The organism is Collinsella sp. Sow4_E3, assembly GCF_052116285.1.
In the GTDB taxonomy this organism is placed as follows: domain Bacteria; phylum Actinomycetota; class Coriobacteriia; order Coriobacteriales; family Coriobacteriaceae; genus Collinsella.
In genome coordinates this window covers 1-26,343 of record NZ_JBQKLJ010000020.1, presented here as the reverse complement: position 1 = coordinate 26,343, position 26,343 = coordinate 1, and the positions used below count along the sequence as shown (strand labels likewise).

The 26,343-nt window shown below is 67.2% G+C and carries 36 protein-coding genes; 5 read left to right on the top strand and 31 right to left on the bottom strand.

The features are described 5' to 3' along the window. Positions 1-45 precede the first annotated feature (45 nt). From ACTQ48_RS09870 to ACTQ48_RS09850, 5 genes are all read right to left on the bottom strand, one after another. Positions 46-951, bottom strand: a complete 906-nt coding sequence (locus ACTQ48_RS09870) for a DUF7666 domain-containing protein (RefSeq protein WP_441570771.1) — start codon at positions 949-951, stop codon at positions 46-48. Next, positions 948-1,244 (bottom strand): hypothetical protein, encoded by a 297-nt coding sequence (locus ACTQ48_RS09865; protein WP_441570770.1) that lies wholly within the window; start codon positions 1,242-1,244, stop codon positions 948-950. Before ACTQ48_RS09865 ends, ACTQ48_RS09870 begins: the two co-directional genes overlap by 4 nt. A 65-nt stretch (positions 1,245-1,309) precedes the next feature. Next, entirely contained in the window at positions 1,310-1,498 is a 189-nt protein-coding gene (locus tag ACTQ48_RS09860) for a helix-turn-helix transcriptional regulator (protein ID WP_315888752.1), read from the bottom strand. After that, positions 1,495-1,710: a hypothetical protein gene (locus ACTQ48_RS09855; RefSeq protein WP_315888751.1), complete on the bottom strand. Its 216-nt coding sequence runs from the start codon at positions 1,708-1,710 to the stop codon at positions 1,495-1,497. The genes ACTQ48_RS09860 and ACTQ48_RS09855 overlap by 4 nt, the downstream gene beginning before the upstream one ends. After that, positions 1,707-1,961, bottom strand: coding sequence for a helix-turn-helix domain-containing protein (locus tag ACTQ48_RS09850; RefSeq protein WP_441042348.1), 255 nt, complete (start codon positions 1,959-1,961; stop codon positions 1,707-1,709). The genes ACTQ48_RS09855 and ACTQ48_RS09850 overlap by 4 nt, the downstream gene beginning before the upstream one ends. 69 nt (positions 1,962-2,030) lie before the next feature. On the opposite strand from ACTQ48_RS09850, the gene ACTQ48_RS09845 reads away from it, so the two are divergent. Together ACTQ48_RS09845 and ACTQ48_RS09840 are read left to right on the top strand one after the other, a co-directional pair. Then, entirely contained in the window at positions 2,031-2,402 is a 372-nt protein-coding gene (locus ACTQ48_RS09845; protein ID WP_441085556.1) for a helix-turn-helix domain-containing protein, read from the top strand. 40 nt (positions 2,403-2,442) lie between these two features. Continuing rightward, positions 2,443-2,793, top strand: coding sequence for a hypothetical protein (locus tag ACTQ48_RS09840; protein ID WP_441570768.1), 351 nt, complete (start codon positions 2,443-2,445; stop codon positions 2,791-2,793). On the opposite strand, the gene ACTQ48_RS09835 is transcribed toward ACTQ48_RS09840, so the two are convergent. Next, positions 2,790-3,929, bottom strand: a complete 1,140-nt coding sequence (locus tag ACTQ48_RS09835) for a tyrosine-type recombinase/integrase (protein WP_441085558.1) — start codon at positions 3,927-3,929, stop codon at positions 2,790-2,792. The two genes, ACTQ48_RS09840 and ACTQ48_RS09835, sit on opposite strands and share 4 nt — an antisense overlap. A 310-nt stretch (positions 3,930-4,239) precedes the next feature. On the opposite strand from ACTQ48_RS09835, the gene ACTQ48_RS09830 reads away from it, so the two are divergent. The 3 genes from ACTQ48_RS09830 to ACTQ48_RS09820 are packed head-to-tail and all read left to right on the top strand — an operon-like array spanning position 4,240 to position 5,386. Next, positions 4,240-4,596 (top strand): hypothetical protein, encoded by a 357-nt coding sequence (locus ACTQ48_RS09830; RefSeq protein WP_432232227.1) that lies wholly within the window; start codon positions 4,240-4,242, stop codon positions 4,594-4,596. Positions 4,597-4,628: 32 nt separating this feature from the next. Next, a complete protein-coding gene (locus ACTQ48_RS09825) occupies positions 4,629-5,021 on the top strand; it encodes a hypothetical protein (protein ID WP_441042226.1) in 393 nt (130 codons plus the stop codon). Beyond that, a complete protein-coding gene (locus ACTQ48_RS09820; RefSeq protein ID WP_441042224.1) occupies positions 5,018-5,386 on the top strand; it encodes a helix-turn-helix domain-containing protein in 369 nt (122 codons plus the stop codon). The genes ACTQ48_RS09825 and ACTQ48_RS09820 overlap by 4 nt, the downstream gene beginning before the upstream one ends. Positions 5,387-5,713: 327 nt before the next feature. Here ACTQ48_RS09820 and ACTQ48_RS09815 read toward each other — a convergent pair whose 3' ends face one another. From ACTQ48_RS09815 to ACTQ48_RS09695, 25 genes are all read right to left on the bottom strand, one after another. Further along, the gene (locus tag ACTQ48_RS09815; protein ID WP_441042222.1) at positions 5,714-6,058 is read right to left on the bottom strand and encodes a hypothetical protein; all 345 of its coding nucleotides are present in this window, start codon (positions 6,056-6,058) and stop codon (positions 5,714-5,716) included. Positions 6,059-7,532: 1,474 nt separating this feature from the next. Further along, positions 7,533-7,712, bottom strand: a complete 180-nt coding sequence (locus tag ACTQ48_RS09810; protein ID WP_441085560.1) for a hypothetical protein — start codon at positions 7,710-7,712, stop codon at positions 7,533-7,535. A gap of 140 nt (positions 7,713-7,852) precedes the next feature. After that, positions 7,853-8,230 carry a hypothetical protein gene (locus ACTQ48_RS09805; protein WP_441570766.1) on the bottom strand — a complete coding sequence of 126 codons (378 nt, stop codon included), beginning with the start codon at positions 8,228-8,230 and terminating at the stop codon, positions 7,853-7,855. Then, positions 8,230-8,568 (bottom strand): hypothetical protein, encoded by a 339-nt coding sequence (locus ACTQ48_RS09800; protein WP_441570764.1) that lies wholly within the window; start codon positions 8,566-8,568, stop codon positions 8,230-8,232. The genes ACTQ48_RS09805 and ACTQ48_RS09800 overlap by 1 nt, the downstream gene beginning before the upstream one ends. Positions 8,569-8,587: 19 nt before the next feature. Further along, positions 8,588-9,355, bottom strand: a complete 768-nt coding sequence (locus ACTQ48_RS09795; RefSeq protein ID WP_441085565.1) for a hypothetical protein — start codon at positions 9,353-9,355, stop codon at positions 8,588-8,590. Positions 9,356-9,407: 52 nt separating this feature from the next. Continuing rightward, complete coding sequence (locus ACTQ48_RS09790; RefSeq protein WP_441042404.1) at positions 9,408-9,851, bottom strand: hypothetical protein; 444 nt, start codon at positions 9,849-9,851, stop codon at positions 9,408-9,410. An 8-nt stretch (positions 9,852-9,859) separates the two neighbouring features. Next, complete coding sequence (locus ACTQ48_RS09785; protein ID WP_441396078.1) at positions 9,860-10,552, bottom strand: hypothetical protein; 693 nt, start codon at positions 10,550-10,552, stop codon at positions 9,860-9,862. Between the two features lie 253 nt (positions 10,553-10,805). Further along, the gene (locus ACTQ48_RS09780) at positions 10,806-11,909 is read right to left on the bottom strand and encodes a hypothetical protein (protein WP_441085567.1); all 1,104 of its coding nucleotides are present in this window, start codon (positions 11,907-11,909) and stop codon (positions 10,806-10,808) included. Next, a complete protein-coding gene (locus tag ACTQ48_RS09775) occupies positions 11,909-12,691 on the bottom strand; it encodes a hypothetical protein (RefSeq protein WP_441085568.1) in 783 nt (260 codons plus the stop codon). The genes ACTQ48_RS09780 and ACTQ48_RS09775 overlap by 1 nt, the downstream gene beginning before the upstream one ends. Further along, complete coding sequence (locus ACTQ48_RS09770; protein WP_441085569.1) at positions 12,691-15,663, bottom strand: phage tail tape measure protein; 2,973 nt, start codon at positions 15,661-15,663, stop codon at positions 12,691-12,693. Before ACTQ48_RS09770 ends, ACTQ48_RS09775 begins: the two co-directional genes overlap by 1 nt. A 23-nt stretch (positions 15,664-15,686) precedes the next feature. Beyond that, positions 15,687-16,109: a hypothetical protein gene (locus ACTQ48_RS09765; protein ID WP_441227393.1), complete on the bottom strand. Its 423-nt coding sequence runs from the start codon at positions 16,107-16,109 to the stop codon at positions 15,687-15,689. A 26-nt stretch (positions 16,110-16,135) separates the two neighbouring features. Further along, complete coding sequence (locus tag ACTQ48_RS09760) at positions 16,136-16,714, bottom strand: hypothetical protein (protein WP_441042162.1); 579 nt, start codon at positions 16,712-16,714, stop codon at positions 16,136-16,138. A 79-nt stretch (positions 16,715-16,793) separates the two neighbouring features. Continuing rightward, complete coding sequence (locus ACTQ48_RS09755) at positions 16,794-17,291, bottom strand: phage tail tube protein (protein WP_441570762.1); 498 nt, start codon at positions 17,289-17,291, stop codon at positions 16,794-16,796. Continuing rightward, positions 17,281-17,511, bottom strand: coding sequence for a hypothetical protein (locus ACTQ48_RS09750; protein ID WP_441042166.1), 231 nt, complete (start codon positions 17,509-17,511; stop codon positions 17,281-17,283). Before ACTQ48_RS09750 ends, ACTQ48_RS09755 begins: the two co-directional genes overlap by 11 nt. Before the next feature lie 10 nt (positions 17,512-17,521). Then, positions 17,522-17,932 (bottom strand): hypothetical protein, encoded by a 411-nt coding sequence (locus ACTQ48_RS09745; RefSeq protein ID WP_441042168.1) that lies wholly within the window; start codon positions 17,930-17,932, stop codon positions 17,522-17,524. Beyond that, a complete protein-coding gene (locus ACTQ48_RS09740; protein ID WP_441042169.1) occupies positions 17,929-18,291 on the bottom strand; it encodes an HK97-gp10 family putative phage morphogenesis protein in 363 nt (120 codons plus the stop codon). Before ACTQ48_RS09740 ends, ACTQ48_RS09745 begins: the two co-directional genes overlap by 4 nt. Continuing rightward, positions 18,288-18,893, bottom strand: a complete 606-nt coding sequence (locus ACTQ48_RS09735; protein ID WP_441042171.1) for a DUF6093 family protein — start codon at positions 18,891-18,893, stop codon at positions 18,288-18,290. Before ACTQ48_RS09735 ends, ACTQ48_RS09740 begins: the two co-directional genes overlap by 4 nt. Beyond that, entirely contained in the window at positions 18,890-19,237 is a 348-nt protein-coding gene (locus ACTQ48_RS09730; protein WP_441042173.1) for a hypothetical protein, read from the bottom strand. The genes ACTQ48_RS09735 and ACTQ48_RS09730 overlap by 4 nt, the downstream gene beginning before the upstream one ends. Positions 19,238-19,251: 14 nt before the next feature. Continuing rightward, positions 19,252-19,467 carry a hypothetical protein gene (locus ACTQ48_RS09725; protein ID WP_441042175.1) on the bottom strand — a complete coding sequence of 72 codons (216 nt, stop codon included), beginning with the start codon at positions 19,465-19,467 and terminating at the stop codon, positions 19,252-19,254. A 2-nt stretch (positions 19,468-19,469) separates the two neighbouring features. Then, entirely contained in the window at positions 19,470-20,396 is a 927-nt protein-coding gene (locus ACTQ48_RS09720) for a phage major capsid protein (RefSeq protein WP_441085573.1), read from the bottom strand. Between the two features lie 11 nt (positions 20,397-20,407). After that, positions 20,408-20,758 carry a capsid cement protein gene (locus ACTQ48_RS09715; protein WP_441042178.1) on the bottom strand — a complete coding sequence of 117 codons (351 nt, stop codon included), beginning with the start codon at positions 20,756-20,758 and terminating at the stop codon, positions 20,408-20,410. Beyond that, a complete protein-coding gene (locus ACTQ48_RS09710) occupies positions 20,755-21,921 on the bottom strand; it encodes a head maturation protease, ClpP-related (RefSeq protein ID WP_441042180.1) in 1,167 nt (388 codons plus the stop codon). Before ACTQ48_RS09710 ends, ACTQ48_RS09715 begins: the two co-directional genes overlap by 4 nt. After that, the gene (locus tag ACTQ48_RS09705; protein ID WP_441042182.1) at positions 21,921-23,153 is read right to left on the bottom strand and encodes a phage portal protein family protein; all 1,233 of its coding nucleotides are present in this window, start codon (positions 23,151-23,153) and stop codon (positions 21,921-21,923) included. The genes ACTQ48_RS09710 and ACTQ48_RS09705 overlap by 1 nt, the downstream gene beginning before the upstream one ends. Before the next feature lie 15 nt (positions 23,154-23,168). Next, positions 23,169-25,874, bottom strand: a complete 2,706-nt coding sequence (locus ACTQ48_RS09700; RefSeq protein WP_441042184.1) for an LAGLIDADG family homing endonuclease — start codon at positions 25,872-25,874, stop codon at positions 23,169-23,171. A 2-nt stretch (positions 25,875-25,876) separates the two neighbouring features. Further along, on the bottom strand, positions 25,877-26,245 hold the full coding sequence (locus ACTQ48_RS09695) for a hypothetical protein (RefSeq protein WP_441036957.1): 369 nt from the start codon (positions 26,243-26,245) through the stop codon (positions 25,877-25,879). Positions 26,246-26,343: the final 98 nt, after the last annotated feature.

Here is a 26,343-nt window from a genome sequence, read left to right as displayed (position 1 = left end):
TGGTCGAGGCGTCGACCTCGGCGAGTTGCGCCAGCAGTTTATGGCTCATGACTGCACCTCGATCGGGTCGCCGTCGATCGTGACGGGTCGGCAGGGTGTCGCCACGCGGGGCGCCTTGCACTTCGGGGTGCCGCCCAGGATCGGGCGCAGGTCAGCGACAGACACCCCGACCGCGAGCCAGCGCGTCGCCTCAGGATGGTAGGCGGTCGCCTCGACTGGCGTGGGTGAGAAGTGCAGGCCCCCGCCGCAGTTGTTGCTGTCCTCCCAATCGGGTGCCTCTGGGGTGCTTCCCGGCGCGTAGCTGGTGCCGTGCGGGCTGCACCAGTCATCTCCGACCGCCTTGTAGACGGTGGCGATGCCGTCAGTGACCTTGATGCCGTGGTAGGCGCACCACTCGGCAGGATTGGTCGGTTCGTTGGTGTGGTCAATCAGTACGCCGCCCGTGACAGTGGCACGTCTCGAGTGAAGGTGGACGGCGACTCCAGGTCGGGCCGTCACGGTGGACGAGTCGTAGGCCCTCACGGTGGACGAGCCGTAGGCCCTCACGGTGGACGAGTCGTAGGCCCTCACGGTGGACGAGCCGCAGGCCGTCACGGTGGACGAGCCGCAGGCCCTCACGGTGGACGAGTCGTAGGCCCTCACGGTGGACGAGCCGCAGGCCCTCACGGTGGACGAGTCGTAGGCCCTCACGGTGGACGAGCCGTAGGACGTCACGGTGGACGAGTCGTAGGACGTCACGGTGGACGAGTCGTAGGCCCTCACGGTGGACGAGCCGCAGGCCGTCACGGTGGACGAGTCGTAGGCCCTCACGGTGGACGAGCCGCAGGCCGTCACGGTGGACGAGTCGTAGGCCCTCACGTCCAGCCAAACGCCCCGCTCGGAGCGGATATCGATGATGGGCTCACCGCGCTCAATGGCGGCGTCCAGCTCGGCCTGAGTGGTGACGATCATCGCGCCACCGCCTCGGTGCCGATCCACTGCCGGACCACGCCGTTGCGACGCTCACGCCGGGTGGAGCGCGTGAACCCGCACGGAGCGATCAGGCCCAGTCGGTGCGCGTGGGACAGTGCCGCGCCCCACCGATTCGGGCTGTCCGGCTCAGTCACACCCATGTCGCGCAGATCGGCGGTCGTGAACGGGTGGCCGGTCGATGCCAGGGTGCGGATCGCGACATCGACCGTCGACGCCCACCACGCGTCGGCGCGGTCGTGGTAGTCGGCGGGGGTGGTGGTAGAGTCTGTCATGTTGAGCTTCCTTTCGGGATTGCGTGGCCCTCGTCGTGACAGCGGCGGGGGCCGATTATTTGTGGTCAGCGGGTGGCTGACCTGCTGATGAGGCGCTCTACCTGATCGGCGGAGAAGACGACGCGCCCCTGTGGTTTGCCGGTCGGCTTGTGGCGGCGCAGCTTCCCGTCGCGGGCCAGCTTGTCGACGGTCCACGTTGATACGCCCATGAGGTCCGCGACGTCGGCGCGGGTCAGCCAGCGGCGATTGGTCATAGGTTGATCCCCTCGGCGCGGAGGGAGTCCTGGAGGTTCTCGCGCAGGTCATTGAGCGCGTCCACGGCGGTGTCAACGATGGCCACCTGCTCCTCACTGAGGACGTCGAGGGCGGCTGAGCCGTCCAGCATTGCGGTGGCACTCCCGATCCTGTGGATCGACTCAGCGAGTTGCGCGATGCGCTGGACCCGGTGCTGGTCGGGGGTGGTCATGCCGCTGCTCCCGCGAGCCGATCCTCAGCGCGGGCGATGATCACCGACACGGGGACGCCCACGACGGCCGCCAGCGTGTCTAGTTCGGCCACCGTGAAAGGTGAGCCTCCGGAGAGACGGCGAGTGAGCGTGGTTCGCGGTATCCCGGTCCTGTCAGCGACGCCCAGTACGGTGAGACCGGCGTCGGTCATCGCCTCCGAGACCACGACTGCGGTCATCTCGGTGACCGTTCGGGGTGGTTTGGTGTCCATATGGTCACCCTATGACACAGGGAACGGTGACGCAACCCCTTTGGTCAAAAAATGACCCAAGATCGGCACATGGACGCCAGATATGGCACAATGGTGACCGTGACGCCTGTAGAGAAGGACCCCAGCAGGGGGCTCAATGCACTGGTCGCAGCCACCGTGCGAGCCGAACGCGCAGCCCGGCGCATCACGGTCAGTCGTCTGGCCGAAATGTCAGGCATGTCGAAGCGGACGCTGGTACGTCTGCTCAATGGCGAGCGTGGCTTCGATGTCGCCCAGCTCGATGCGGTCGCGGTTGCCCTGGGCCTGACGTCCGTCGATATCGTGACCCGAGCCGAGGCCCGCGCCGCCGACATCGACCCCTCCAACTACGACCTCGCCGCCAACCACGACACTGACCCACTCGACTACGAGCGCCGTGCTGCCCCCGACGAGCCCGCCTGACCCGTGGTCCTACCTCGCCTCACTACCAGACGTGCGCCTGGTGTGGGCCGATCTGCCTACCGGCGTCCGGGGGCTCACGAACGGCACCGACACGATCTGGTTGGCGCGGGGCATGTCGCAGCGTGAGCGGCGGGTAGCTCTCACGCACGAGCTGGTGCACCACTACCAGCGCCACACCGCCCACCAGCCGCCCGCCGTCGAGCGCCGGGTGGAGATCGCCACGGCACGGCTGCTGCTGCCCGACCTCGATGCGGTGGCGGTGGCGCTAGCTGCCTGTCCGAGCATGGACACCGCAGCCGAGGAACTATGGGTGACGCGCCGGACGCTCGCAGACCGACTAGGGGCGCTGACTGAGGCCGAGCGCGCCCACATCGTGGCGAAACTGGCCTAGCCCTCCAGCTCACCCATGCGCTCGGCAACGGCCCGGTCTCGGTCGTCGGAGGCCACCTGATACAGCATCGCCATGCGGGGTGTGGTGTGCCCGAGGCGTGCCATGAGCTCGCGGACGGTCGCGCCGGACTGTGCTGCCAGCGTCGCGCCCGTCTTGCGGAGGTCGTGGACACTCATGTCGGGGTGTCCGCAGGCGACCGCGCCCTTGTGGTGGGCGCGCCACATCGCGCCGTCGGTGAGCGGGTCACCGGCGGCGGTGGCGAACAGCAGGCGGTCGCGGTCGCCGGGATGGTCTGCGTCCCACGTCTGGAGCCACTGTGCGATGCCGGTGGCGAGCCATGGCGGGAGGTGGACGGTGCGAACACCGGCGGCGGTTTTGGGGTCACCGAACACCCAGATGCGGGTGTCGTCGGGGCCGGGGAGTCTGGATACGGTGCGGGCGACACGGACGGTGGTGCCGTCGTCGGTGATGTCGCGACGCCGCAGTGCCCTGACCTCGCCGGAGCGGAGCGCGCCGACACCGGCGAGGGCGAGGGGGACGCGCCACTCATCGGCTACGGCGGCGAGGTAGGTGCGCAGCTCGGTCGGGGTGAGCGCCACGGAGACGTGCGCCGGGGCTGGTTTCCCCGCGCCTTTGACGGCGACGGGATTGGTAGGGATCAGCCCATCGTCCACCGCATCACCCATGACGGAGCGCAGCAGCTGGTACGCGTTGCCGTTCTGCGTGGCGGTGGCGGGTAGCGCGTCGTACCAGCGACGCACCATGTCGCGGGTGAGGGCAGTGACAGTGATGTGGCCCAGCTCGGGAGCGATGACGAGCTTGACGAGGTTGCGGTAGGTGGCGGCGGTGGAGTCTCGCAGCGGTTTGCGGCTGCGCTGCTGGCGTCGGGTGATGATGTGCTCGCACCACTGTGCGACGGTGGTGGGGCGGTGCTCGACGGCGCGGTTGGTGGGTGGCGTCCACTGCTGCCGGTCGATCAGTATTTCCTCGTCGCGCAGCCACGCCTCGGCGTCGGAGCGGAGCAGGTAGGTGGAGGGACCGCGGTAGTGGAGGCCGTCGGGCCCGATGTAGCGGGCCTGGTAGCGACCACTGGGGAGCTGTCGGAGCGCGCCGAAGGGGCGTCGTTGTCTGGCCATGCGATGAGTCTATGGCACGCTAGTGGCACGCGAGGCTGCGGAACCTGATTTTTGAGCGTAAATGAGAGAGGTTCAAGTCCTCTCTCGGACACACGAAGAATTGCCCCTGACTAGGTTAAATGCCTAGTCAGGGGCTTTTCTGTGTGTATAGGAGTGTGTGAGAGTGTGCAGGAGTGTGTAGGAGTGTGGCTCACTATGGCACGCTAGATGCACGGCCAAGAAATCTCCCCGGTGTTTTCTCGATCCCCTCTTGCATACCGGTACCCACATATGTATATTGGGATACATCAGATAGGGAAAGGAACCCACTATGAACGCCACGATCACCTACCGCACCGGCAGCTACTACAGCGAGACCGACACAGCCAACCACATCTGGGAGATCTCCGACGAGCAGGGCATCGCCTCCGAGCTGTACGTCAGCATCAGCGACGCCGAGGTCATGCAGATCGAGACCCGCGAGGATCGCCGCGGCGAGGGCCTCGCCCGCCAGCTCTGGGAGGCCGCCAATGCGCAACTCGGCATCGTCTACCACAGCCTCCCCGCGCACCGTACCCCCGAGGGCGAGGCTTTCGCCAGCGCGGTCGGCGGCGAGTCCGTCACGGAGTGCCACATCGATAGCTGCGACTGCACGGACATCATCGACGACGACCCCTACGGCTACTGAGCCACCACCGACCACACGACAGGAGACAGACCATGACCAGCTACACCACCCGCGACGAGGCCATCCTCCGCCAGATCATCGAGCCCATCGAGTCCGGTGACGCCAGCCGCGACGAGTACGACATCGACGCGATCGCCGCCGAGGTGCTCGACACCATCGGCGAGGGCACCGAGTACCGGTGGACGCAGACCGCCGACGACGCCGAGTTTTGGGCCGCTGTCGAGCGCCACCGCCGCCCCAGCATCCTTGAGCAACTCAACGGCTACGACGGCGACAACCTGTTCCGGGACGTCATCTACGGACTCGACGGCTACGACGAGGACGCCACCAGCGAGGCCGACCCCAACTACCGCAACGACACGTTCGTCGCCGCAGGCGTCACCTACCGCTACGACTACCAGCGCGCCGAGTGGGTGACCGCATGACCACCGCACGCGCACCGATGACCGAGCACGACCTCGACGCATGGCTGTCCGACACGACCGCCACCCCGACCCAACGCGCCGAGCTGCTGGCCGCCGACGCGGCACTGTGCGAGACGATCCCCGACGATGGGGAGCCCGGCACGGGTTCCCCGGAGTTCATGGGCGCCGCGAAGCTCGTCCTGGGCGACGCCACCCTCGCCGACCTCGCGGCCACGCTGCTGGCTGCGCGGATCGCGGAGCGTGAGGCGATGGCCGAGCTGCAGGGCGCCATCGTCGCGGCCCATCAGCGGGGGGTGTCAGTGATGGAACTGGCCCGCCAATCGGGTCTCACTCGACGCACCGTGTACCGGACCCTCAGCCGATGACGGCGGCGGCCTGCGGTCGTGGGAGTCTGAGCGGGATCGGATCAGTGAGCGGGCTGAGGCTCTGATCTGGGCTGAGCTGGCCCGCCATGATGAGCAGGTGCGGCGGATGCTGGATGCTGGGGTGCCGGTGGTTTTGTCGCGCCACCCGGTGGGTGACAGGCCTCGGGGGTGGTGGGCTGCCGCTGCCGGGCGGGCGATGCTGACTGATCCCGATCTCGAGGTGGAGTGGCTACGATGATGAGCACGACGCGCTACTAGCGCCTGAGGCAGCAAAAAGCTGGCCCCCGCCACGGGGGCGGGGGCCAGTTGCTTGCGCCAGGGTTAGGTCTAGGTGGTGAGGACGGCCTGCACCGCCAGCATGATCGCCGCGTCCGTGACCCGTGCCGGGTGAGTACCGCATGCGGCGAGCTCGTCCCAGACCGCCTTCCGTGACGGGACGCGACCCGAGAACGCTTTGCACGCCGCGCCCCAGTGGTAGGCGTAAAGGGTGGCGAGGGAGGTTTGCTCGCCGCCGACGGTGATGCGGGCTCCGATGATGCGGGACATGTGGATGGTCGCCTCCCCCTCGGCTATGCCTGCGAGGCGGGTGGCGCGTCGGATGCGGTCAGCGAGGCCAGCGTCTTCCTCGGCGAGCCGGACCTCCTCAGCGGATGCGTGGATGGTGATTGCCATAGTGATCTCCTTGTCAGGTGTTGTGTGGGGTGCCGGGGAGGGCGACAGGCCACGGGTCGCGCGACTGCCCGCTAAAAACGCCCATGTACGCCCCACCGTCGCGTGTGGCCCCAGGGGCTACCCTCAACTCGTCTCCACTGAGGCGCAGGGGGGTGAAGCTTTGGCCGCTGCTCGCGTAGGAGTACGGCTCGCCGCGAGCGAAAACTCTCCACCCGGGGGTGAAGGTCCATATGATCGGCTCGTACTCCGAGGTTGAGGTGCGGAAACCGTAGTCCAGCGTGATCGAGCTGCCGACGCGCCTCAGGATGAGCACACGATCCCAGGAGCCACCCGTCTTCATCCGGTCGTAGTAGGGGCTCAGTGGTGCCACGTCCCGGAAACCGGTGTCTCCGACGGTGCAGAGCCACCCGTCGCGGGAGCATAGGGTGTCCGTCAGTACTCGCTGCCACCGCCACGCCCCCACACTCGCGCCGTCTGTGGAGCGGTACTCACACCCCACCGGCAGTGCTGCGAGCTGGGACGCCGTCAGGGACGTGGTGGACGGGATATCGGGCCTGCCGGGGCCGACCACGAGATAGTCGGAGGCGGTCGGCACCGCACCCGGCGGGCCGGGGCTCCCGGGTGGACCGGCCGGGAGCCCGAGCTGTAGCGCCATGTCGGGCCACTGCCCAGTCAGGGCAGCGGTCGGGGGCTGGCCTGCCGCCACCTGTGTCGCGGTGACAGGCCACGGCCCGGACGGCACCGGCGCACCATCACCCGCCACACCTCTCGGGACACCAACATCGAGCGCGTAACTACCCGGCCCCGTCTGACGCACCTGCACCGTCGCCGACTGGCCGGGGGCCAGTGTGGACGTGGTGCCAGCCGTGACAGTCGGCGCGGGTCCGGTCAGGGCAGGGCCGGTGGGGGTGCCGTCGATGACGAGGCGGGCATCAGCACCGACGGCCACGGCCGGGGAAAGCCCGTCATCGCCGCGCTCACCCCGCCGCCCCTCAGGCACACCCAGATCGAGCCGATACACACCAGCGCCAGCCTCCACCACAGAGACCGTGGCGGGCTCGCCATACGGGACCGTCGAGACACCCCCAGCAGTGAGCTTCGGCGCGGGTCCAGTAGCACCCGGCACGCCCGGCACATACCGCACCACCTGCCCCTGCTGCGGACAGTCAGCAGTCCAGCGGGAGATGACACGCACCTGCCCAGCCATCAGGGTTCCGCCCCCATGGACGACCGCCACGCCACGCACATGCCACCCAGCAGACACCACCTGAGCGACCTGCTCAGCGGACAGCACCCACGACACCCCCTCGGCGTGAGGCGACGGGGACACGTCGAGACCGGCCTCGAAACGCAGCACCGCGCCGGACGGGACGCCGGGCGCGACGATCGACGCCGGGTCACCCTCCACCAAACGCACCGTCAACGGCGCGACCGTGGGGCCGATATCCAGCCCTCGACACTCAGCCACCGCAGATCAGTCCTCGTCGGCGGCGTGGCGGGGACGCAGCTCCACATGAGAGTCGTCCCCGAACCGGCGCAGCAGCCACGCCACCAGCGCCGTCCCAGCAGCCTGCGCCAACGTCCACGACCACTGAGGCGCAGTCTGCCACACCTGCGACCACGACTCGGCCCCCAGCACAGCAGGGGCAGCCATCAGCACACCGAGGAGGACAGCGACCCCGAGACCCTGCCAGAGGGTTTGCCAGCCACGCCGGGCAGCGATAGCCGGACGCGCCTCAGCCGGGATCGGTGGGACAATAGGAGGGGTAGGGGTAGGGGTAGGGGTAGTAGGGGTCATGATGGGTCCTCTCGTACAGGGGACGGCTCCGTGTCGTCCACCGGATCAGGGTCGAGCCACAGGCTCGGGTCAATATGGTCACGGATGCGGTGCGGGACGCGGGGCATCCGGCCCCAGTCAGGGCGGCGGAGCATCCCGACCTGGTCGATGAACCAGGCGGCGGCGGACAGCTGTCCCAGCCGCTCGGACAGCTCGGATTGCAGCGCATGCACCTGCTGCTCGAGTCGCTCCACGCGTGAGATGAGGTCGGGCACCAGGTCGGTCGCGGACGTGATTTCCGCTGACCGCAGCGTCGAGCGCTGACCGGTACGGGCCACGAGCCACATCACCACGGGGGGCGCGATGATCGCCAGCACAGATAGGGCGGTCTCCATCAGCGCACCTCCCGGTCGGCGGGGATACAGGCCGTGATCCACACCGCCCACAGCGCCACGAGATACAGCCCGAGTTTCGTCGCCGGGGCGTTACCGTCGTGATCGAACCACGCGACGAGCCACGCCCCTGCCCGCTCCGAGGCAGCCAGGGCTAACCCGGCCAGACCCCACACCGATGCCCGCACATGCCCGGCGGTGGCGATCGCGACCACGCCGGCAGCGACCCATAGGGCGGCTCGTAGCCAGTCGGGCAGGTCGATCAGCTCGGCACGGGCTGGGACGCCAGCATCGAGCAGTGACACCCCGATCAGCACCCACAGGACGCCGAGCACGAGCATCGCTGTCCGGCGAGGCACGTCAGGACACCACGTCAAAGCCCTGGCGCTGGCCGAGACGGGCCAGCGTCACCCGGCCAGGGATACCATCAGCGGCGCGGCCACGGTACCCGAGCCAGTGCTGCCAGTACGCATACGCCTCCGTCGTCCGAGGCCCCCACCACCCATCAGCAGGGCCTACGGTGCGGATATTCTCGGCGAGCAGCGCCCGCTGCACGGTGCGCACGTGCTCGGACACTGAGCGCCGACGGCGGCGGGCCTGGGTCTGCACATCAGCCAGCGACACCCGAGGCCGCGACGGCGGCGCGGGTTTCGGCGCGGGGGGTTTCGGGGCGGGTTTCGGTGCGAGGATCTGCTGCACAGTCGGCACCGGCACCGCCGGATAGCCCAGCGGTGCGTTGCTTTTGAGCCCGTTGCGCCCATCCAGATAGGAGGTGACCTGGCGTGCGGCCGATGCAGCCAGATGCGGGCAGCCCCGCCACACCACATGACCATGCGACGGCCACAGCCCGAGAATGCGGGTCCGGGGAAAAGCGATCGCGGCCCCCGCCGCCCATGCCCGCCGCTTCGCGTCGGTGTCGGTCAGTGAGTATCGGACATCGATCACCCCGCCACCCGCGTGAGTGCCAGCCGACGCAGACACACTCGTGGAGTACGCACCCTGCGTGATCAGCCCCGACAGGTCGCGCTTGATCGCCCCAATTTTGCGCAGCTCAGCCTCAATCAGGGGTGCAGTGTCGATGATGCACGAGCACACCGTGCGATCGTACAGAGTCGGATTCTCGGGCATGATGTTCTCCTATTCGGGTGCGCAGCCGCTGACGACTGTGGGCGAGGGGGCGCTATTTCCAGCTCCCGATGGCTGTGGCGGCGATGTAGGTGGCGGTGCCCGCTGCACGCGAGTAGGCGTCGAGTGCGCGCAGCGTGGCTTGTGTTGAGTACGTTTCTTTGACAGTCCCCCATGATGCTGAGGTGCCCGACTGGAATCGGGAGCAGGTGATTGTGGGGGTGTCGTTGAATGCTGCGGGGTAGGTCCATGTCCACTCGCTCGTGAACAGCGGCCCGTAGGGGCTGGTGATAGCGATATCGGTGCGGGTTGTGGAGATCCAGCAGATTTGGGTTCCGTCGGCGAACCGGACCCATCGGCCAGATGGACCCGACCCGCTCATGGCGACCCTGCCCAGAGCGTTCTCCACACCCTGGGCGAGCACCGCCATATCGGCGGGCACATTGTTGGCGTCCGGGAGTTCGGGGGTGCGTAGACCGTAGATGGGTGTGGTCGGCATATCGCCTCCTACAGGGTCGTGGTGACAGTAATGCGGCCCGCGTCGGGCCGGTCAGAGGGGCCGAGCAACGCCATGTAGTCGGCGGTGCCCTGGTAGGCGACCGCCACCCCACGGGCGGAGCCGGACAGCAGCGCCGACACCTCCGACAGGGTGAGCGCCACATCGACAGTGCCGCCCTGGGCAACCTGCCCAGCGGCGCGAGGGGTGGTGAGCAGCGCAGGGGGTGATCCGGGGCGGGTCGCGGCCCCGTGCAGCGCCAGCCACACCGTCCGCGCAGCCGACATGCCGGCACCGGTCGCCCGATACAGACGCACCGACCCGGACACCGCCACGCCACCCCGCGCGAGCGCCTGCCCGTAGAACCAGTAGCCGGTGTTGTCGGCGGACTGGCCGGACGTGGAGTGCCCCTGATAGGCGCGATACCCTGCCGTTCCGTCCGTCCGCCACGACCCCGAGCGGGCCGTCGACGCCTGCACCGCGGCGGCGGTCACCGTCGTCTCATGGCGGACCGGATCGCGCTGCGGCGGGTCAGGATCGGCCGGCGGTTGCGCAGGCGGCGGAGGGGCTGCGGCGGCACCGATCCGGCCCACCACCATCCCCCCCGACGCACCCCACACCAGCCCCACACGGTCACCGACGACCGGCACACCACCGACATGCGGCACCGTCACGCGACCCGCAGAGGTGGTCACCGTCACCACACCCGCACCTGTCGAGGACACGATGCCCTCACCGGGACGCGGAGACCGGAGACCCACTACATGCCACACACCCTCTGAGCGGAGCAGCAGCACCCGATCCCCCACCACCAGCGGGGTCGGTAGCCACGACAGCGGCGACACCTCAGACCCCAGCACCGATATCAGCAGTGCCGGGGATGTGGACACCACCTCACCGGCCACAGCCGGGGGGCGTGCAGGCGTCAGGGCATCCACGACAGCATCAGCGAGCGGGTCAGACATCAGTCAGCACCCCCCACCCAGCCGAAGCCGTGAGCTGCATCAGACCATCCACCAGCGGCATCCTGATGCCTGTGATCAGCGCATCGATCGTCCTGGTCGGCAGCCGCAGCCGCAGCGTGTCCAGCACATCCAGCGCCGGGTCGGGAGCGCACGTCACGGTGAGGGTTTGGCGGCGCGCCGCCCGAGCCTTCGCCGCCATTGTCTGCGCAGCTACCGCGCATTGCGCGTTTGTCCTCATCAGAGGGGAGTGCAGAAACTCAGGCACCCGACCAAACCCAGACGCGTCCCACGCCAACGGCCCGGAGCGCTCGAACTCGGCCCCCCGCAACGGCTCGCCAGACTCAGATTCCGAGGTCACCACCCAGCCATTGCGGAGCCCGTCCCGGTCCATCACCGGCACCCACTCCACCACATCGGCGGCAGACGCCTCCCACACCTGACCAGACCCAGCATCCGGGACGCCCTGGAGCACTCCGGCACGATCCACCACAGCCACCAAGCCAGCCAGACGCATCACCGACAGCAGCGCATCCATGCGGGACTCGGAGTACTCCACCGACGACGGCACCGACTGCGGCGCATCCCAGCCGCCGACCGGCAACACGTCAGCGACGAGCCGCTGCACCTCGACACGCACCGTCCCGCCACGCGGCTGCGCCGGTACCGTGAATCGGTCATCAGCGACGATCCCCAGCAGGTCACCAGCGGAGACGCGCAGCACCTGAGCACCACGCATCCATCTCCCCGACGGGTGCAGCCGCCACGGTGACCCGTCCGGGACTACGCGCTCCACCCGGAACTCACCCAGCGGCACATCGCCCACGCCGGCGTACCCGGCGCGCAGCTGGAGCCGATGCCCATACACAGCCAGCGCCGCATCAGGACGACCGGTGAACAGCGACCCGTCCGGGTCCGCGATCGACAGCTCCAGCGACGTCTGCACCTGACCGGACCGCAACTCGACCGACAGCGACCCATCCACGATCTCCAGCGGCTCAGAGGTCAGCACCTGGCCCCGCATCACCGGCCACACCGTGCACGACATGGCCTGATCGCCCAGCCGGGCAGCCCGCCACCGATCATCGACAGACCACATCAGGTCACCGGCAGACGGAGACGGTCCAGATACGTCGCGGCAGCAGCACGAGACGCCTGATACGTCGGATGCTCCCGCAGATCATCCGCGTAGGTGCGGGACGGCACCACAGGCAGAATCGCCGGGCCCCGGGACTCGTACCCATCGATACGCCACACCACCCGAGGCTCGTGCGGCAGGGTCCGCTCAGACTCCACATCGGACGCCGACACGTACAGCAGCCCCGTCGGATGATCCAGACACTCCGGGTCGCCTCGCAGCAGTACAGTCGGCCCGGCCAGCATGATCCGGTCCACCGCCTGCACCGTCGCCTCATCCTCAGCGACCAGACGCCACGACCGGACACGTACCTGGCGCGCACCACCCACCGTCACAGGTAGACCACCCATCGGGCGCACCATCTCCGACGCCGACGACCACCGGCCACGAGACTCCGAGCGCAGAACACCCACCACCACCGCACCGAGCGGTGCCATCGGATCGGACAGCCACGCACGGGAGTGTCCGGGAGACACCAGAGCCTGCACCGACTCACCACCCGTACCGACCACCTGCCCCGACGACGACACAGCCTCAACCAGATACGTCACAGGCACACCGACCGGTATATCCCAGTCCACGACACGCGCCGACGACCCGAGCGGCACATGCTGCCCACGCACCGGCACCCGCACACCATCCACCACCCGCCACACACGCAGCGACACCACCCCAGCCGGAACCTCCGTCACAAGCATGTCCACCCACGGCGGCGACTGCATCACCAGCGGAGCCAGTATCATCAGCGTCTCCTCACCGTCGATGCCGACCGACGGCCAGCCATCTCGATCCGCGCATCCACCAGACGCTCCACACCCGAGGTCGGGTCCACCATCACAATCCGGACACCAGCCAGGCCATCCGCCACAGCAGCCGAGATACCGGACGTGTCTACGCTATGCCTGAGTGTCGGGGCCGAGAGTGTTGGACGGTAGGCGGTGACGCTGCCCCCGTCGCGGAAGCGCGGGACAGCGCCGTGAGCATTGATGTAGTCGAGGACGCCGCGCCCGAGTCGTGCGGCAGACGCCGCCCTGATCACATACTCGCCCGTCGATGCCATGATCGGGATCGAGTCAGAGGTGGCTGTTCCGGGGCCGTAGATGGGACCACCCATCGCACGCCCCGTCGCGACGAGTCCGCTAGAGGTCCGCATCTCCGGGATGTTGTTCGTCATGGTGTAGCGCACCTTGATCTGCGCAGCCCGGTCACGAGCAAGCTGCTGGAATGCGGACTCCACCTCAGCCGCCGACTTGCCGTGCAGGGTTGCGAGGAATCGTGTGCGCTCCTCCTCCGGGATCGACGCCAAAAGACCCTTCCACCTGTCCGCGATCTGCGTGGCCTGCGGCGCTCCCGTCGCGGCTATCTGCGTCCTCACGTCGTCCGGGATCGCAAAGTAGGCGGCGGCCAGCTTGTCCGCCTCGTCCTTCGATTTACCCATCGCGACTGCGCCGCGCACCCACTCGTCTCGGGCGCGTTTCGTGGCCGCAGTGATCTGGTCGGCGCTAGCTCCCTGGTCGTAGAGGGTGCCGATGTAGCTGATCGACGCCTGCGCAAGATCGTTGAGCGCCTCCTGGTTAGCCCGCCCCGCCTCGGTAGCGAGATCGAGGCCCTTTTCGCCCTTCTTTACCTGTTCGGCCAAGCTCGCAATCGACTTTTCGACCGCGATCTGCGACCCGGACATTTTCAGCAGCTCATTCCCGTACGCTTGTGTCGCCTCCAGCAGCTCCTTCTGCGCCTCTGCCGATCGTTGGGCGGCGTCCGCCTGCTTCTGTAGCGCCTTCTCGTTGTCCTTGGCGGCGTCGGTCGACCCCTCGGTCGCCTCCGCCATCTGCGCCGCCTTCGCGGCTGCATCCCCGACGAGCTGCGACTCCTCCGCGAGGCGGGAGGTCACCTCATCCGAGAGCGAAACCCGGTCGGAAAGCGTCGACTTCAGTCTGTCATTCTCGCGGACGAGGCCCGCCAACTTGATCTGCTCATCCTCGGTCGCCACACCCTTGGCTCGCATCGACTCGATAGCAGCATCGTTGGCGCGGACCTGACCCTCCAGCGCCGACTTGCTCGCATCGAGCTGGCTCCTCACGCGAGCCATCGCGTCGGCATTCCCGAGCGCCGCGTCAGTCAGGTCAGCGAGACCGACCTGAGCCTTCTGAGCGAGGTCGAACAAACCCGAATCCTGTAGGTGCTGCGCAGCCAACGCCCTCGACGCCTCACCGATCACCGTGCCCTGCTGACGGATCGCGTCTGTGTACTCGCGGGCCCGCTGGGTCGCCTCCGCCTGCCGACCCATCCACGCGCCGAGCAGCAGCCCAGCAGCAGTCAGAGCCAGCCCGATCGCGCCCATCGCCAGCGTGGCCGTCCGCACCGAGATGCCCAGACCCGCGAGCGCGATCTTGAAATCGTGGAGGGCCTTCACGGCCTTGAGGACGCCGCCAGCGGCCAGCAGCCCAGCGGTCGTCAGCAGGCCGATACCGACGACCCCGGTCTTGGCCGCGCTCGGGAGACTGCCAAACGCCTCCGCGAGTGCCGACAGGCCACGCAGCACCGAATCCACCACGGGCAGCAGCGTCTGACCCAGCGTGATCGCCTCATCACGGATCGAGTTGATGGCGATCTGCGCCTGGGCTGCGCGGGTCTCGTAGCGCTTCGCTGCCTCCAGTGACAGCGCATTGTTCTGCTCCCACGCCTCCGCACCCAGCTTCAGCGCGTCCCGCAGCAGGTCCTGCTCGGTGCCAGCCGCTCGGGTAGCGCCAGCGAGACGCCCAATCACGTCGAGCTGCCGCTCACCATCGACGCCGAGGTCCTTCAGCACCGCATTGACATCCTCACCGGATGCCCGCATCCGGCCGAGACCCTCGACGAAATCGGCGGTCGCACCAGCGGCGTCACGTCCCCACTTCTCGCGGAACTCATCGGCGGTCTGCCCGCTGATGCGGGCCAGTGTCGCCAAACCGTTGCCACCGGCACGGACGTGCGCGTCGATGAGCCGCCATGTCTTGGACATCGCCGTGCCGCCGGCCTCCGCCTCGACACCGACCGACGCCATCGCCGCAGCGGTCGCCAGCACGTCAGCCTCAGTCATGCCCATCTGTGACCCGGCAGCAGCGAGACGCTGCGACAGGGACACGATGTCACGCTCTGTCGTCGCGCCATTATTGCCGAGCGCCACCACAGCCGACCCGAGACGCCGCACATCCGCCTGAGAGGTGCCCATGACGTTCATAAACTGCGCCAGTGACGTGGCTGCCTCGTCCGCGCTCAGGTTCGTTGTCTCGCCCAGATCGATCATGGTGCGCGTGAAACCGACGATGGCCTCGGACTTCACGCCGAGCTGACCGGCAGCCTCAGCGACAGCGGCGATCTCTCGATGCGACGACGGCAGTTCTTTCGCCATCGACCGCAGCCCAGCCTCAATCGCAGCCATCTGCTGCGGTGTGCCATCCACGGTTTTGGTGACGCCCGCCCAAGCCGACTCCCAGTCGATCGCGGACTTCGCCAGCCCACCCAGCGCGAGCGCACCAACCGCACCCACCTTGAGAAGGGTGCCGCCCAGTCTCCCGAGCTGGTCAGAGTGTTTGTCCATCCAGCGGGTCGCGGTCGTCCCGGCCTTCTGGGCGGTGCGGGAGTACTCGACAGCGGCCTGGCCGACCTGTCGGAAGCCTGTGATGACGCCCTGCACGCCGTCGATCGTCAGTCGAGCCATGACGGTACGAGACACGCCACATCACCACCTCTGCAGTGTCAGTCCTCGGTTGGGATCGGCAGCCGCTCCAGACGGATACGGCGGGCCTGCGGCAGCGGATCAGCGGAAGTGCCCTCCAGCTCCCGGTCTTCGCTGCTCACCCGCTGTTGCCAGCGGGCCATTGCGACACAGCCTCGGCACCAGCCGACGTGGATGCGGTGGTAGTACCCATCACCGTCGTCCTCGAGCGGTGACTTGTCGGTCAGGGTCTCTGTCAGATCAGAACCGCAGCCGTGACAGGTGTGGGCCTCGATCTCGTCGAGAGCCAGCGCCATATTGCGCTCAGTCTCGTCCCACGCCGGGGCGGTTGTGATGGTGTAGCTGCCGTCGCCAGTGGGTGTGATGGTGCGGTTCGGCTCCCACCCGAGCATCGCCCGGACAGTCAACCCACGCGCTTTCGCGGCCCGCACCAGCGCCAGCATGTCAGGATCGGCCTTGAGGGCGCCGATCAAAAATTTACGGTGTTGCTGCCCCGCCGGTTATTGGCGTACACGAGTGCCCGGATCGGGTCCAACTCGCCAAACGTCGGCTGCGCCGCATCCAAGAACTCGGTCCACGTCTGGCCGGTGTCCTCACCGTCCAGCTCGACCCGCAAGAAGCAGCGGGCAGTGACCTCGGAGTGGAACTTCTGCGCCGAGGCCGCATCCGTATCGACCTCCGCCCCGCCAGACCGGATCAGAATGTGCTCATACTCGTCGGCATTGAGGCGGCGGAACACGAGGTCAACCTGACAGTCCCGCGCCTCCTCGATCGCCGTCTCCAGATCGGCCTTGATGTGCCCCAGCTCGGCAGTCAGGGTTTCACGCTCGTCGGGATCGCTGGCGCGACGATCCTCAGACTCACCCTCGCCAGCATCCCCCAGCGCTTGGAGCCGATCCTCGATCGCAGCGGCACGTCGCCCCATGCCCTCGATGCGGTCCGCCAGTTCCTCATCGAGCATGAAGGGGATGCGCTGCAGCCCGGCGGTGGACCGCTGCTGCTGGCGGCGTTCCAGCGCCTCCCGAAGTTTCTGGTTCGCAGTACTCATGATGTGGTCTCCCTGTCTGGCCGCAGCCCCCGCCATGACAGGGCGTGGCGGGGGCTGCGGCGGGCTATGCGGCGGTAGGTCAGGCGAAGGTCACGCCGGAGCGGAGCAGTGTCCACGAGGTCTGTACCTTGCGGACATATTTGCCGGACTGAAGTGGGGACGTGTGCTCGGCGCCGTTCTGCACCATGTACTCATCCCACCTGTCGGACGCCTTCAGCTCGGTGCCATGCTTAACCCCCATCCGCAGATACACGTACTGGGTCTGGTTCGCCTTGATTTTCGACTTCGCCAGGTTTCCCTGCTCGGTGCCGTCTCCCTGGGGAGCCACGAGGTGGACCCACTCCTTCCGGTCGTACACGGTCGCGCCGAAGCTCTCAATCTTGCTCGCGTGACAGGCCCGCGTGTCGTCCTCACGCTCCTGCGAGAAGCCGATCTCGACCTCCCCGGCGGGCAGGTAGCAGGACACGTCGAACATCGCCTTGAGGTCAGCCAGCGAGGCAGCTTTCGTGTCATTCACGAGCCATGTGTTGTTGCCCGGCGAGGAGATGCCTGCCGGGTAGATGTCCTCAGTCGCCATTATTTTCTCCCTCGTCGTTTGGGGTGGACTCCGGCGTCTCCGGGGCCACAGTCAGGGTTGCGTGCAGTTTCGGCGGCAGCGCCTCGCCGTAGATGTCGGACGCACGTCCGGGATGGATGGATTCAGTCTCCTGGTCATAGACGCGGGTGGACCACACGGGCGATGTCGGGTCGCCCTTGCGTCTCACCCGGTACCAGCCCGCAGCGTCAGGAGTCGGCATGATGGTCCTCTCAGTCGTCGATGTCGTAGGTCAGCGTGAAGCTGAACCGAGGCTCGGTGGGGATAGACGTGTCCTTGATGAGCGGCCCAGCGTCCGACTCCAGCGCCGCGCCCCACCTCAGGGAAGGGAACGGGCGCCAATCCACGAACCGACCCCGGCACGCATCCAGCGCGAGCGATGCCTGTTGTGGGGTCGAGCCGCAGCAACGAACCGAGAACCGGCCCTGCCGTGACGACACCCGCCCGTCGGCGCGGGTCACGCGGTCGTAGCCGGGATCAGGGTCGATCACCAAATAGGGGACGCGTCGAGATGACGCGTCAGGGGGAGTCTCACCGAACACGAGCACACGCGGCTCCAAATACCTCGCGTGCGCCAGCGCCAGATCGTGGAGGTTCAGCACGGACAGCAGCGGGTGACTCACCGGTAGCTCCGTGACACGACCTGGTCGAGATCGTCAGCGATCAGGTCCTCTTCGCCATCCACCGAGGCTCTAACGAACGGTGACGCGGGCATGCGAGCCGTGCCGTACTCCTGATAGACGGGGTACATCTTCGCCATACGCGGGCCGATCTCGGCGGTGCGGGTCCATCGGGTGCCGCGAATGCGGTATCCGATTGCCTTCACCAAGGCACCAGTGTCGCGGGGCGCAGTTTGCTTCTGCCTCTTCCGCACCCGAACCGCGGCACGCCGCAGCACCGCGATCGTCTCCTTGTCGATGCGGCCAGCCGCATCAGTACACGCCTGCTCAAGTCTCCTAGCACCTTCGACCTTGATACTCATGGGCGGGCCTCCGCTCGGTAACCGATGACGCGGCGCACCTCGCCGTCGGAGTCCAGCAGTTCGCCGGACAGGACGAACCGTGCACCGATCAGCGCAGGGGCTCGGGAGCCCGTGACCCGCAGCACCATGTCAGGCGCATAGACGGCGTCGAGCGGCAGAGTGATCACAGCCCGATTCAGCGGAGCATCCTCACCAGCAGCCTCGACCGTGGCGGGGGCCGGGCTGGACACGTGCACGGCGCCAGACCAGCGGACAGCACCCTCGACGCCGAGGCGTCCCGTCGCCACGTCCAGCACGTCAGACGGCGCATCAGTGATGACCGCATCATCCGGCAGCGCCGGGGTCGCGACCACACAGTTCACGAGCGCCGGTTCATCCGGCCACGGCGGCATCTGAGTACCCAGCACACGGACCTCACGCCCCCGCACCACGAGCCGGGTGGGAGGGTCGATACGGCGCGCCGGATAGACAGCCAGCATGACGCGCTGACCCGTCTCGCCAGGACGACCGGCCTGCTCGCTGACCGCACGCTCGGACACGGCCGCATGGAACGTGTCGCCGCCCACCAGCCGGACGAGCTCGCACTCACCGATCCAGTTCACGGCCACAGATTCCGATAGGCCCCATCGGGGGGCGGGAACGAACCGACGGGACCGACGCCACGACCACTGCCGGGACACATGGCCGCGAGGGTTCGCGTGTCATCGGGAGAGAACACCGACCCGAGCTCGGCGTCGGAGAAGTAGGTGCGCGACCACTCACCCGACTGACGCGACTTGATGCGCCGGTCTGACCCGGCGAGGCTCGCGGCGGCACCTCGCAGGATCGCGAGGGCCAATACTTGAGCCTCACCGGTCAGGGAGGTGATGCATGGGGCGATGGTCTGGGCGTATGCCAGTACGCGACGAGCGACTGTCAGGTCATCGTGAATGTGCGCCAAATCCATCGCCCCACGCCCCCCTACTTCCGGCCTCGGGTGGTCGACCCGTCGGGAGCCTCACCCTCACCCTCGGTGTTGCCGTCCGGCTCGGGAACGGCCTCGATGAGACCGATGCCGAGCAGGTGCTCGATGTGCGCAGTGTCCGACCCGTCGGGCAGCACACAGCCGTGCGACATGTGCATGTATGCGCCGCCAACCAGCACGACAGCCTTGGGTCCGCTCACTCGGTACGCCATGGTCAGACCCCCGTGCCCGTGATGCGGATCGCGGCCCTCGGCTCGATCACGGCAGCGACACCGACACGACGGACACGCAGACGGTAGCCGTCACGGTCGGAGTCAGTCGGACGCCATACCTTCGTCTCGATCCCGAGAGTGCCGGGCACGGCCGTGTAGCCGGGAGACCCGAGCTTCTCGGTCGCGATACCACCCAGCAGACTCGGGTCGAGCACCATCGGGTCAGCGAAAGGCAGATGCTTGGAAGCCAGCCACGTCTTGCCGAGGAAGTCCCCAATCACCCCGCTCTCCACCGAGCGCGATATACCGTTCGCGGCCAGGTCGGCCTTGACGAACTTCGCCGCGACCTTCCCGTACTGGGCCGGGTTCAGCACCACGACAGAGCCGTCGATACCGAGGTCGTCATCATCGAGCACGGCGTCAGCAGCCAGTACGTCCTCAATGATCTGATCGGCAGTCGTCCAGTTCGCGCCAGCCGCCTTGGTGCGGGTGACCTGCGATCCGATGACCGCGAGGTTCTTGCGATCCACGCGGCGGACCATGGAGTTGATGAGCTTGCGCAGCGCACGCTCCACAGGGTCCATGAGCAGCCGCTTGATCGCCTCATCGGTCACCTCAGAGTCCTGCCCGTCCTTCTCGGACGGGGCAGACGCCGGGGTGCCTTCAGTCGCGGGCGTCAGCGGATACTCGCCACCAGCGGCGATCTCCTCCGGCTCCCGATCTGCGTACAGGCCATCGTCGATGAGGTAGCTGATCGCGCCACCCGACACGTCGTAGCGGCCTTGCAGCAGGAAGTCTGAAATGAATTTCTGCTGCGCCAACTCCTTGACCCGCCTCGCCACGAGCGTCGGGGTCTGCAAAAAATGATGCACATCGGCGGGTGCGAGGTCTTGCCCTGCGCCCGTCACATAGGGGTAGGTGTATGCCATGATGCGTCCTCTCAGTCCGCGATCTGAATGAGGGTGCCATCGGTGCCGCCGGTGAGGGCGAGTCCGATGGGGTTGGTTTCATTGGCGGCCACGCATCCGTCAACAGCGGTCACGACATGCTGCCCAGCGGTCACGGCGCCCTTCGCCTTGACGAGTTGGACGTGTCCGCGCAGGTGCACGACGACCTTGGACTCGGCGGCGGCGCTGTGGCCTGCGACGCCGATGTACTTGGTGGACGCGCCGGACGTGGCGGCGACTCGACGGTCACCGGTCACCTCGACGCACTGTCCGCCCTTGACGGCTGCTGACGCCGTGAACGTGACGGTCTGGCCGGGCTTGAACTGGGGCAGGTAGTCGCTCATCGCGTCTCCTCCTTCGGGTAGTAGCGGGCGTACTCGGCGTCGGCAGCGGCCTCGACCGATCCGGCGTGCCCGATCTCAGACATCGGGATCGTGTTCGGGGCCAGCGAGGCGAGGATCGCGGAAGCGCCCTCCTCGTCGGCATTGAGTTGCGCCAGCCAGTGGTCGCGGCGGGCGGGCGGGATACGCCCCTCAGTGATGGCGGACGCCACCAGCGAGGTACGGCGCTCAGCGTCACGCTCGGCGCGCAGCGACCGGGCATCGGCAGCAGCAGACTGCAGATCGGCCAGTGTCGCAGCATCGACCGCTACGACACCCTCAGGCAGGGCAGCAGTCGGGGCAGGTTCGGCTCGCTCTTCGAGGGCCTCGTCGAGCGCCGCAAGCACGGCACCCTCGTCGGCGTCGGCATCGGTCATCCCGAGCCGCTCTCGGAGCCCAGCCATCAGAGAATCGGACATGGAGTCCTCCTTCGTGGTGGGTTCGCCCGGCTCAGGACTGGCCGGGAGTTCAGTGGATGCCGACACGCTCGGCAGGGGCGGGGTAGGCGCATCAGCGCGACCCTGATAGCGGAAGCTCGACAGATCGAACGGGGTTGCCGACGCAGCGGCCGCCGCATCCTCCGACCCGTCCCACGCATCAGCCAGGCCCGCCAGCACAGCCTCCTCCGCCGTGTACCACGTCTCGGCGCGCATGATGTCGCGCCACTGGGCACGGGTTCCACTAGCGCGCTTCGCGTACGCGTCGGCATAGGAGTCGCTGAGCTTGTCGAGCACCGTCGCGGTGTCGCGCAGCACCTGCGCATTTCCCCATGCGATCCCGGACGCGTCATGCACCATCATCTGGCTCGATGGACCCATTGTGATGTGGTCACCGGCCATGCAGATGAGTGACGCCGCCGACGCGGCCAGCCCATCCACGGTGACGAGGACGCGGGCACGGTGCCGACGCAGCGCATTCATGATCGCCACACCATCCCAGGCAGCGCCGCCCGGAGAGTTCACGTACAGGTTGATCTGATCGACATCGAGCGCCGCGATCTGCTCGGCAAAGTCCTTGGCGGACACACCACCCCATCTCCCGATGTCGCCGTAGATGCGGACATCAGCCACGGTCTCGGTACCACCATCAGCCCTCATCTCGATCGAGCAGTAGTGCTGAGTCGCCATCACGCCACCTCCCTCACCGGCAGGCCATGGCTGGCCCGCATGTAGTCCTCCAGCCCCTCATCGGGGGTCACGGCTCCGCAGTCAACCAGAGCCTTGATTGCGTCCGCCGTAGCCGGGCTCTTCGCCCCGATCTCATCGAAGACGAGCTGCGGTGCAGGCTCGTCCTCGCCCCAGTTGAGGTCCACCAGATCATCGATGACATGCTGCTGAGTCACGTCCGCGATGTGCATCGCAACCGCCTGCAGCGACCCGACGAAGAAGTCTGCGAACGTGGTGCCGAGCGCCCACGAGCCCGTTTGGGTCCCGAGGTTCAGAAAGTGTGCGAGGACGGCGCGGGCGATCTGCTCATCGTGGTACCGGATCGGCTTGTCAGCATCCGGGAGGTCGCCCTCGACGCCGAGCAGTTGCAGCTTCGCGCCGCTCGGGATCGACGCACCAGCCTGCTCACCAGACCTGAACGCCGTCGCCAGTGCCAAACCATTCTCACGCTCGGCAGCGATCCACGCATCACGCTCCAGCGCCGTCGCTCCATCCGGCACAGGCGCACCCGTATACACCGGAACGCCGAGACCGTTGCGGTCGACAGTCAACGCCTGGGAGCGCAGCAGTCGATCTTTGATGAGCCAGTTCTTGTAGCACGATCGCAGTAGGCTCTCGCCCGCCCAGTTAGCGCCCTCGCGCTCATTGACGTACACGACGAGCCGGTCGATGGGGATACGGACTCGGCGCGTCCCCATCGAGTGCTGCTCGACGGCGACCAGGCCACCATCGGCGGCGACCTCGAAACCGGCGATCGTCTCCGGTGGCCGCCACGCCAGCTTCCGCAGACGCACCAAACCCTGCGCAGACTCGTACACCTGCTCGAAAATGGAGTGCCCGTAGGGCAGCTCCAGCAGCGCCAACCGCAGATGCTCGCTCCACGAGAATGTGCCACGGGTCCGGCGCGGCCTAGCCTCAGGTTTGCGCCCCTTGATCGGGACGCCGAGGTTGGCCGAGACCGCCTGGAGCACCGGCTCACGTACACCTGCCGGGTCCAGTTCCCATGTGGTGCGCCGGATCGGCAGCGTGACTGCCTTCAAGACGCTCTTGACCTGCGACTCCTCTCGCCTCATCCGCCCATAGACGGCGACCGAGCGAGGCCATACCAGATCGGGGTTCGTCTCCTGGGGCGCCGAGGCCATCTGCGACCACGACAGCAGCGCATCACCGCTCTGATAGCCGATCTCAGCCACAAGACACCACCCCTCTCAAAAACTCATCGTCAGCAGGCTCACCTCACGCGACCCACCATCGGCACCGCCCACCACACCAACCTTCGGCGGCGGCGGGATCGGGTCGCGGATTTCCACGACCGGTTGATGATCGAGCAGCCACACGGCACCCACAGCAGCGATCAGCGGAGACGCATCACACGGCGACCCACGCCGATCGATCACATCCACTCCACCGAGACGACGCGTCGCAGCCATTGACGCTGGCGCATCGAGACCGGGCTGCGCATTGTGCGCCAGCCGACCCGATGTCACCAACGCGAAAAAGTCCGTGTACGAGTTGAGCATGTCCTGCCCACCCCACTCCACGACCGGGAGCGTGAAATCGTCGGAGGCTCGCAGGTCAGCCAGGACAGCCGACACGGGAGCGCCACGCTCCTGCCCAGTCACACACGTCAACCGGCGCTCCACCTCCGGCGACGACAGGTACCCCTCGATCCAGTGCGTCCCGACACGCGAGGCGCGATGCTCGATCTGCGGACGCCCGTCGGCGCGGTACCCAGCGATCACCACATGGGCTCGTGACTTGTCGTCAGTCACGTCGATCGCCGCCACCAGCGGGCCAGCCAGCGTGTCCTCGTCAGCCAGACGCGGCCCCGACGGGCCATCGACCGGCTCATTCGCGCACGCGTCCCACGTGCCGGGCGGGTAGGGCGACTCGATCGCCCCGTCCGGCCACTGACACAGCACCTCCGTGTTGTGCGTCGGGATCAGATCGCCGGCGAGGAATAGCGAGTCGGGAGCGTCTACCTTGATGCAGCAGACAGGCACTGACGGCACGGTCTCGATCCGCGCAATCGTGGCTGGCCGAACATCTCGACGGGAGCGAGACGCGCGAAGATTGGCCAGCTTCCTCGGGAGGGTCGCGGGCAGCATATCGTCAGGTCGCGTCGTGAATGACACGTCGAAACGCAGCTTGTGCCCCCTCTTGCCGTATTCGCCACCGTCGAGTTCAGAGGTCTTCCACCCCAGTGATCTGACCAGCGAGCGGGCGCCTCTGATGAGTCGCATGTCGGTGTTCGTGAAGGTGGACCTTCCCGTCTTCTTGTGGATGGTTCCGTCGGAATCCATAAGCCCTTGGAGGAGCTGCAAGCGCTGCTCACGGGAAGCGGTCAGGTAAATGTCTGGGATGTGCTTGTTCTTGAGCACACCAAGCGCACGGAGGGCGCCTGTGAAGCGCCCATACCCACCGACTTGGAATCCAATGCGGTAGCAGTTCTCCGAGTCCTTGGCCGAAGTGGTCACAGTGCCGCCGCATTCGACGATCCGGCGCTCGATGTGCGCCCGGTCCCTAGCCTCGACAAATACCATCGCGGCGTGCTTGCTGCCGTCTCCTAGCCACAAGCCGAGCAGGTAGGGATGGACCGGGAGATCGACCTCGGGACCGTCGAGCGGCTCCACCTTGGGGAGCGTGAAGTTCCGTACGTCGTAGCCCATGCTCGGGTTGTAGTACGTCACCCCGCGGTCAATCAGCTCAGAGGTGCGGAGCGTCTCGACTCGCCCCGGCCTACGTCGGTCAGACACGGTCCATAGGTGGCCCTCGTCGCAGACCACAGATCGCCCATCATTGAGCGTTACCCGGTAGCAGGTTCGTCCGGTGTGAACCGGCGACTTCCCGACCACGTTCACCCACTCGCCATTGACGCCCTTGACTTGATCGCCAACCGCGATGTCGCCCATGGGAACCCATCCGCGCCGCGTGAGGGTGGGGGTGGCGACGTCTAGGCAGCGGAACACCCACTCAGGATCGGTCTGGTAGGCGCCGAGGACGGTGCGCTCGTCGATCAGGTATCCCAGCGACGGATTCGCCTCACACCACCCAGCACGGTCACCCTTCGCACGACCGGGGGCAGCCGACCACTCCGCCAGGAAAACCGTGTCCGCAGACGCCTCGTCCGCGGCCGCATCATCAGCCGCCAGCGCGTACTTCTCGAGCGGTGTCAGCTCGCAGATGCCGTCCGGGTCACCGAGCGCTAAGTGTGCGATCCGCCGCAACTGTTTCAGCACCACCGACATCACGTCGCCCGCGTTCGACATCGCCAGGATCAGGGCATGAGGCCGCGCCATCGTCGATTTTGTGACCGCGCCCCACGCGAGCCAGTTCCTCTGCTCACGCAGCTCATCGAACAGGATCAGATCGCCAGAGAAGCCACGAGCCGCGGCCCTCGACGCCGCCTTCACCTTCCATCGACGGCGCCCGCGCAGCAGTAGCGCCCGTTTGCCGTTGATCGCCACCACCTTGGCAACCTGATCAGCCAACCACGGCCGCAGCGGCTGCTCCTCGCCGTCGTCATCCTCCTCGGTAGCAGTCACCAGCTCCGACGCGAGGTCGAGAATCTCCTCAGCCGTGTCCAACCCCTGCGCGACGCCGAGCACCGTACCCCACCGGAGCACGTACAGCGCGTAGAGGCCCAGCACCAGCGAGATCGTCGACTTGCCGTTCTGGCGAGCCACCAGCAACACCAAAGTTTTGAACCGGAACGAGCCATCGTCCAGCAACTCGAGGCCGTGGACCATGAACCACTGCTGCCACGGCAGGAGCGGCATCCGCAGGACGTGCTCCGCGAAGTCGCAGACCTGGTAGCCGAGCGTCCACCGCTCCGTCTCCTCAGACCGAGGCTCCAGCGGACGCAACGGGGGCGTGTAGACCCTCGGCACCGTCGAACCGAGCCGAGCAGCCATCGTCAGCTCGCCCCACGACGAGACGCCCGCTGCTGCATCGCGATGATCCTCGCACCCGGCGAATCATCAGGCACCACGTGGGCCTCGGGCTTGGGGGGCGACGCCGCCTTCGACAGCGTCATACCCAGCGCCTCCGCATACCGCAGATATGTCGGGATCGTCACATTGTCCAGCTTCCCCGCCGGATTCAGGCCCTCCGCATCGATCGCATCGATCGCGTCAGCAAGACGACGTATCACCGCCACCAAGCCACGCGCACGACGCGACGGCGGACACTCACGCAGCGCCGCATCAGTCGCCTGCCGCACCGACTCGCCAAAGCCGTCATCCAGCACCCGACCCGACAGGACAGGAGACTCGACCTGCTCCACTACAGTCCCCCAATCTGGACCTCGCGCGACCCCCATCGCGAATCGCAGGGGGGAGAAACTGTCTCTTATACACATCTGACGCTGCCGACGATCCTCGA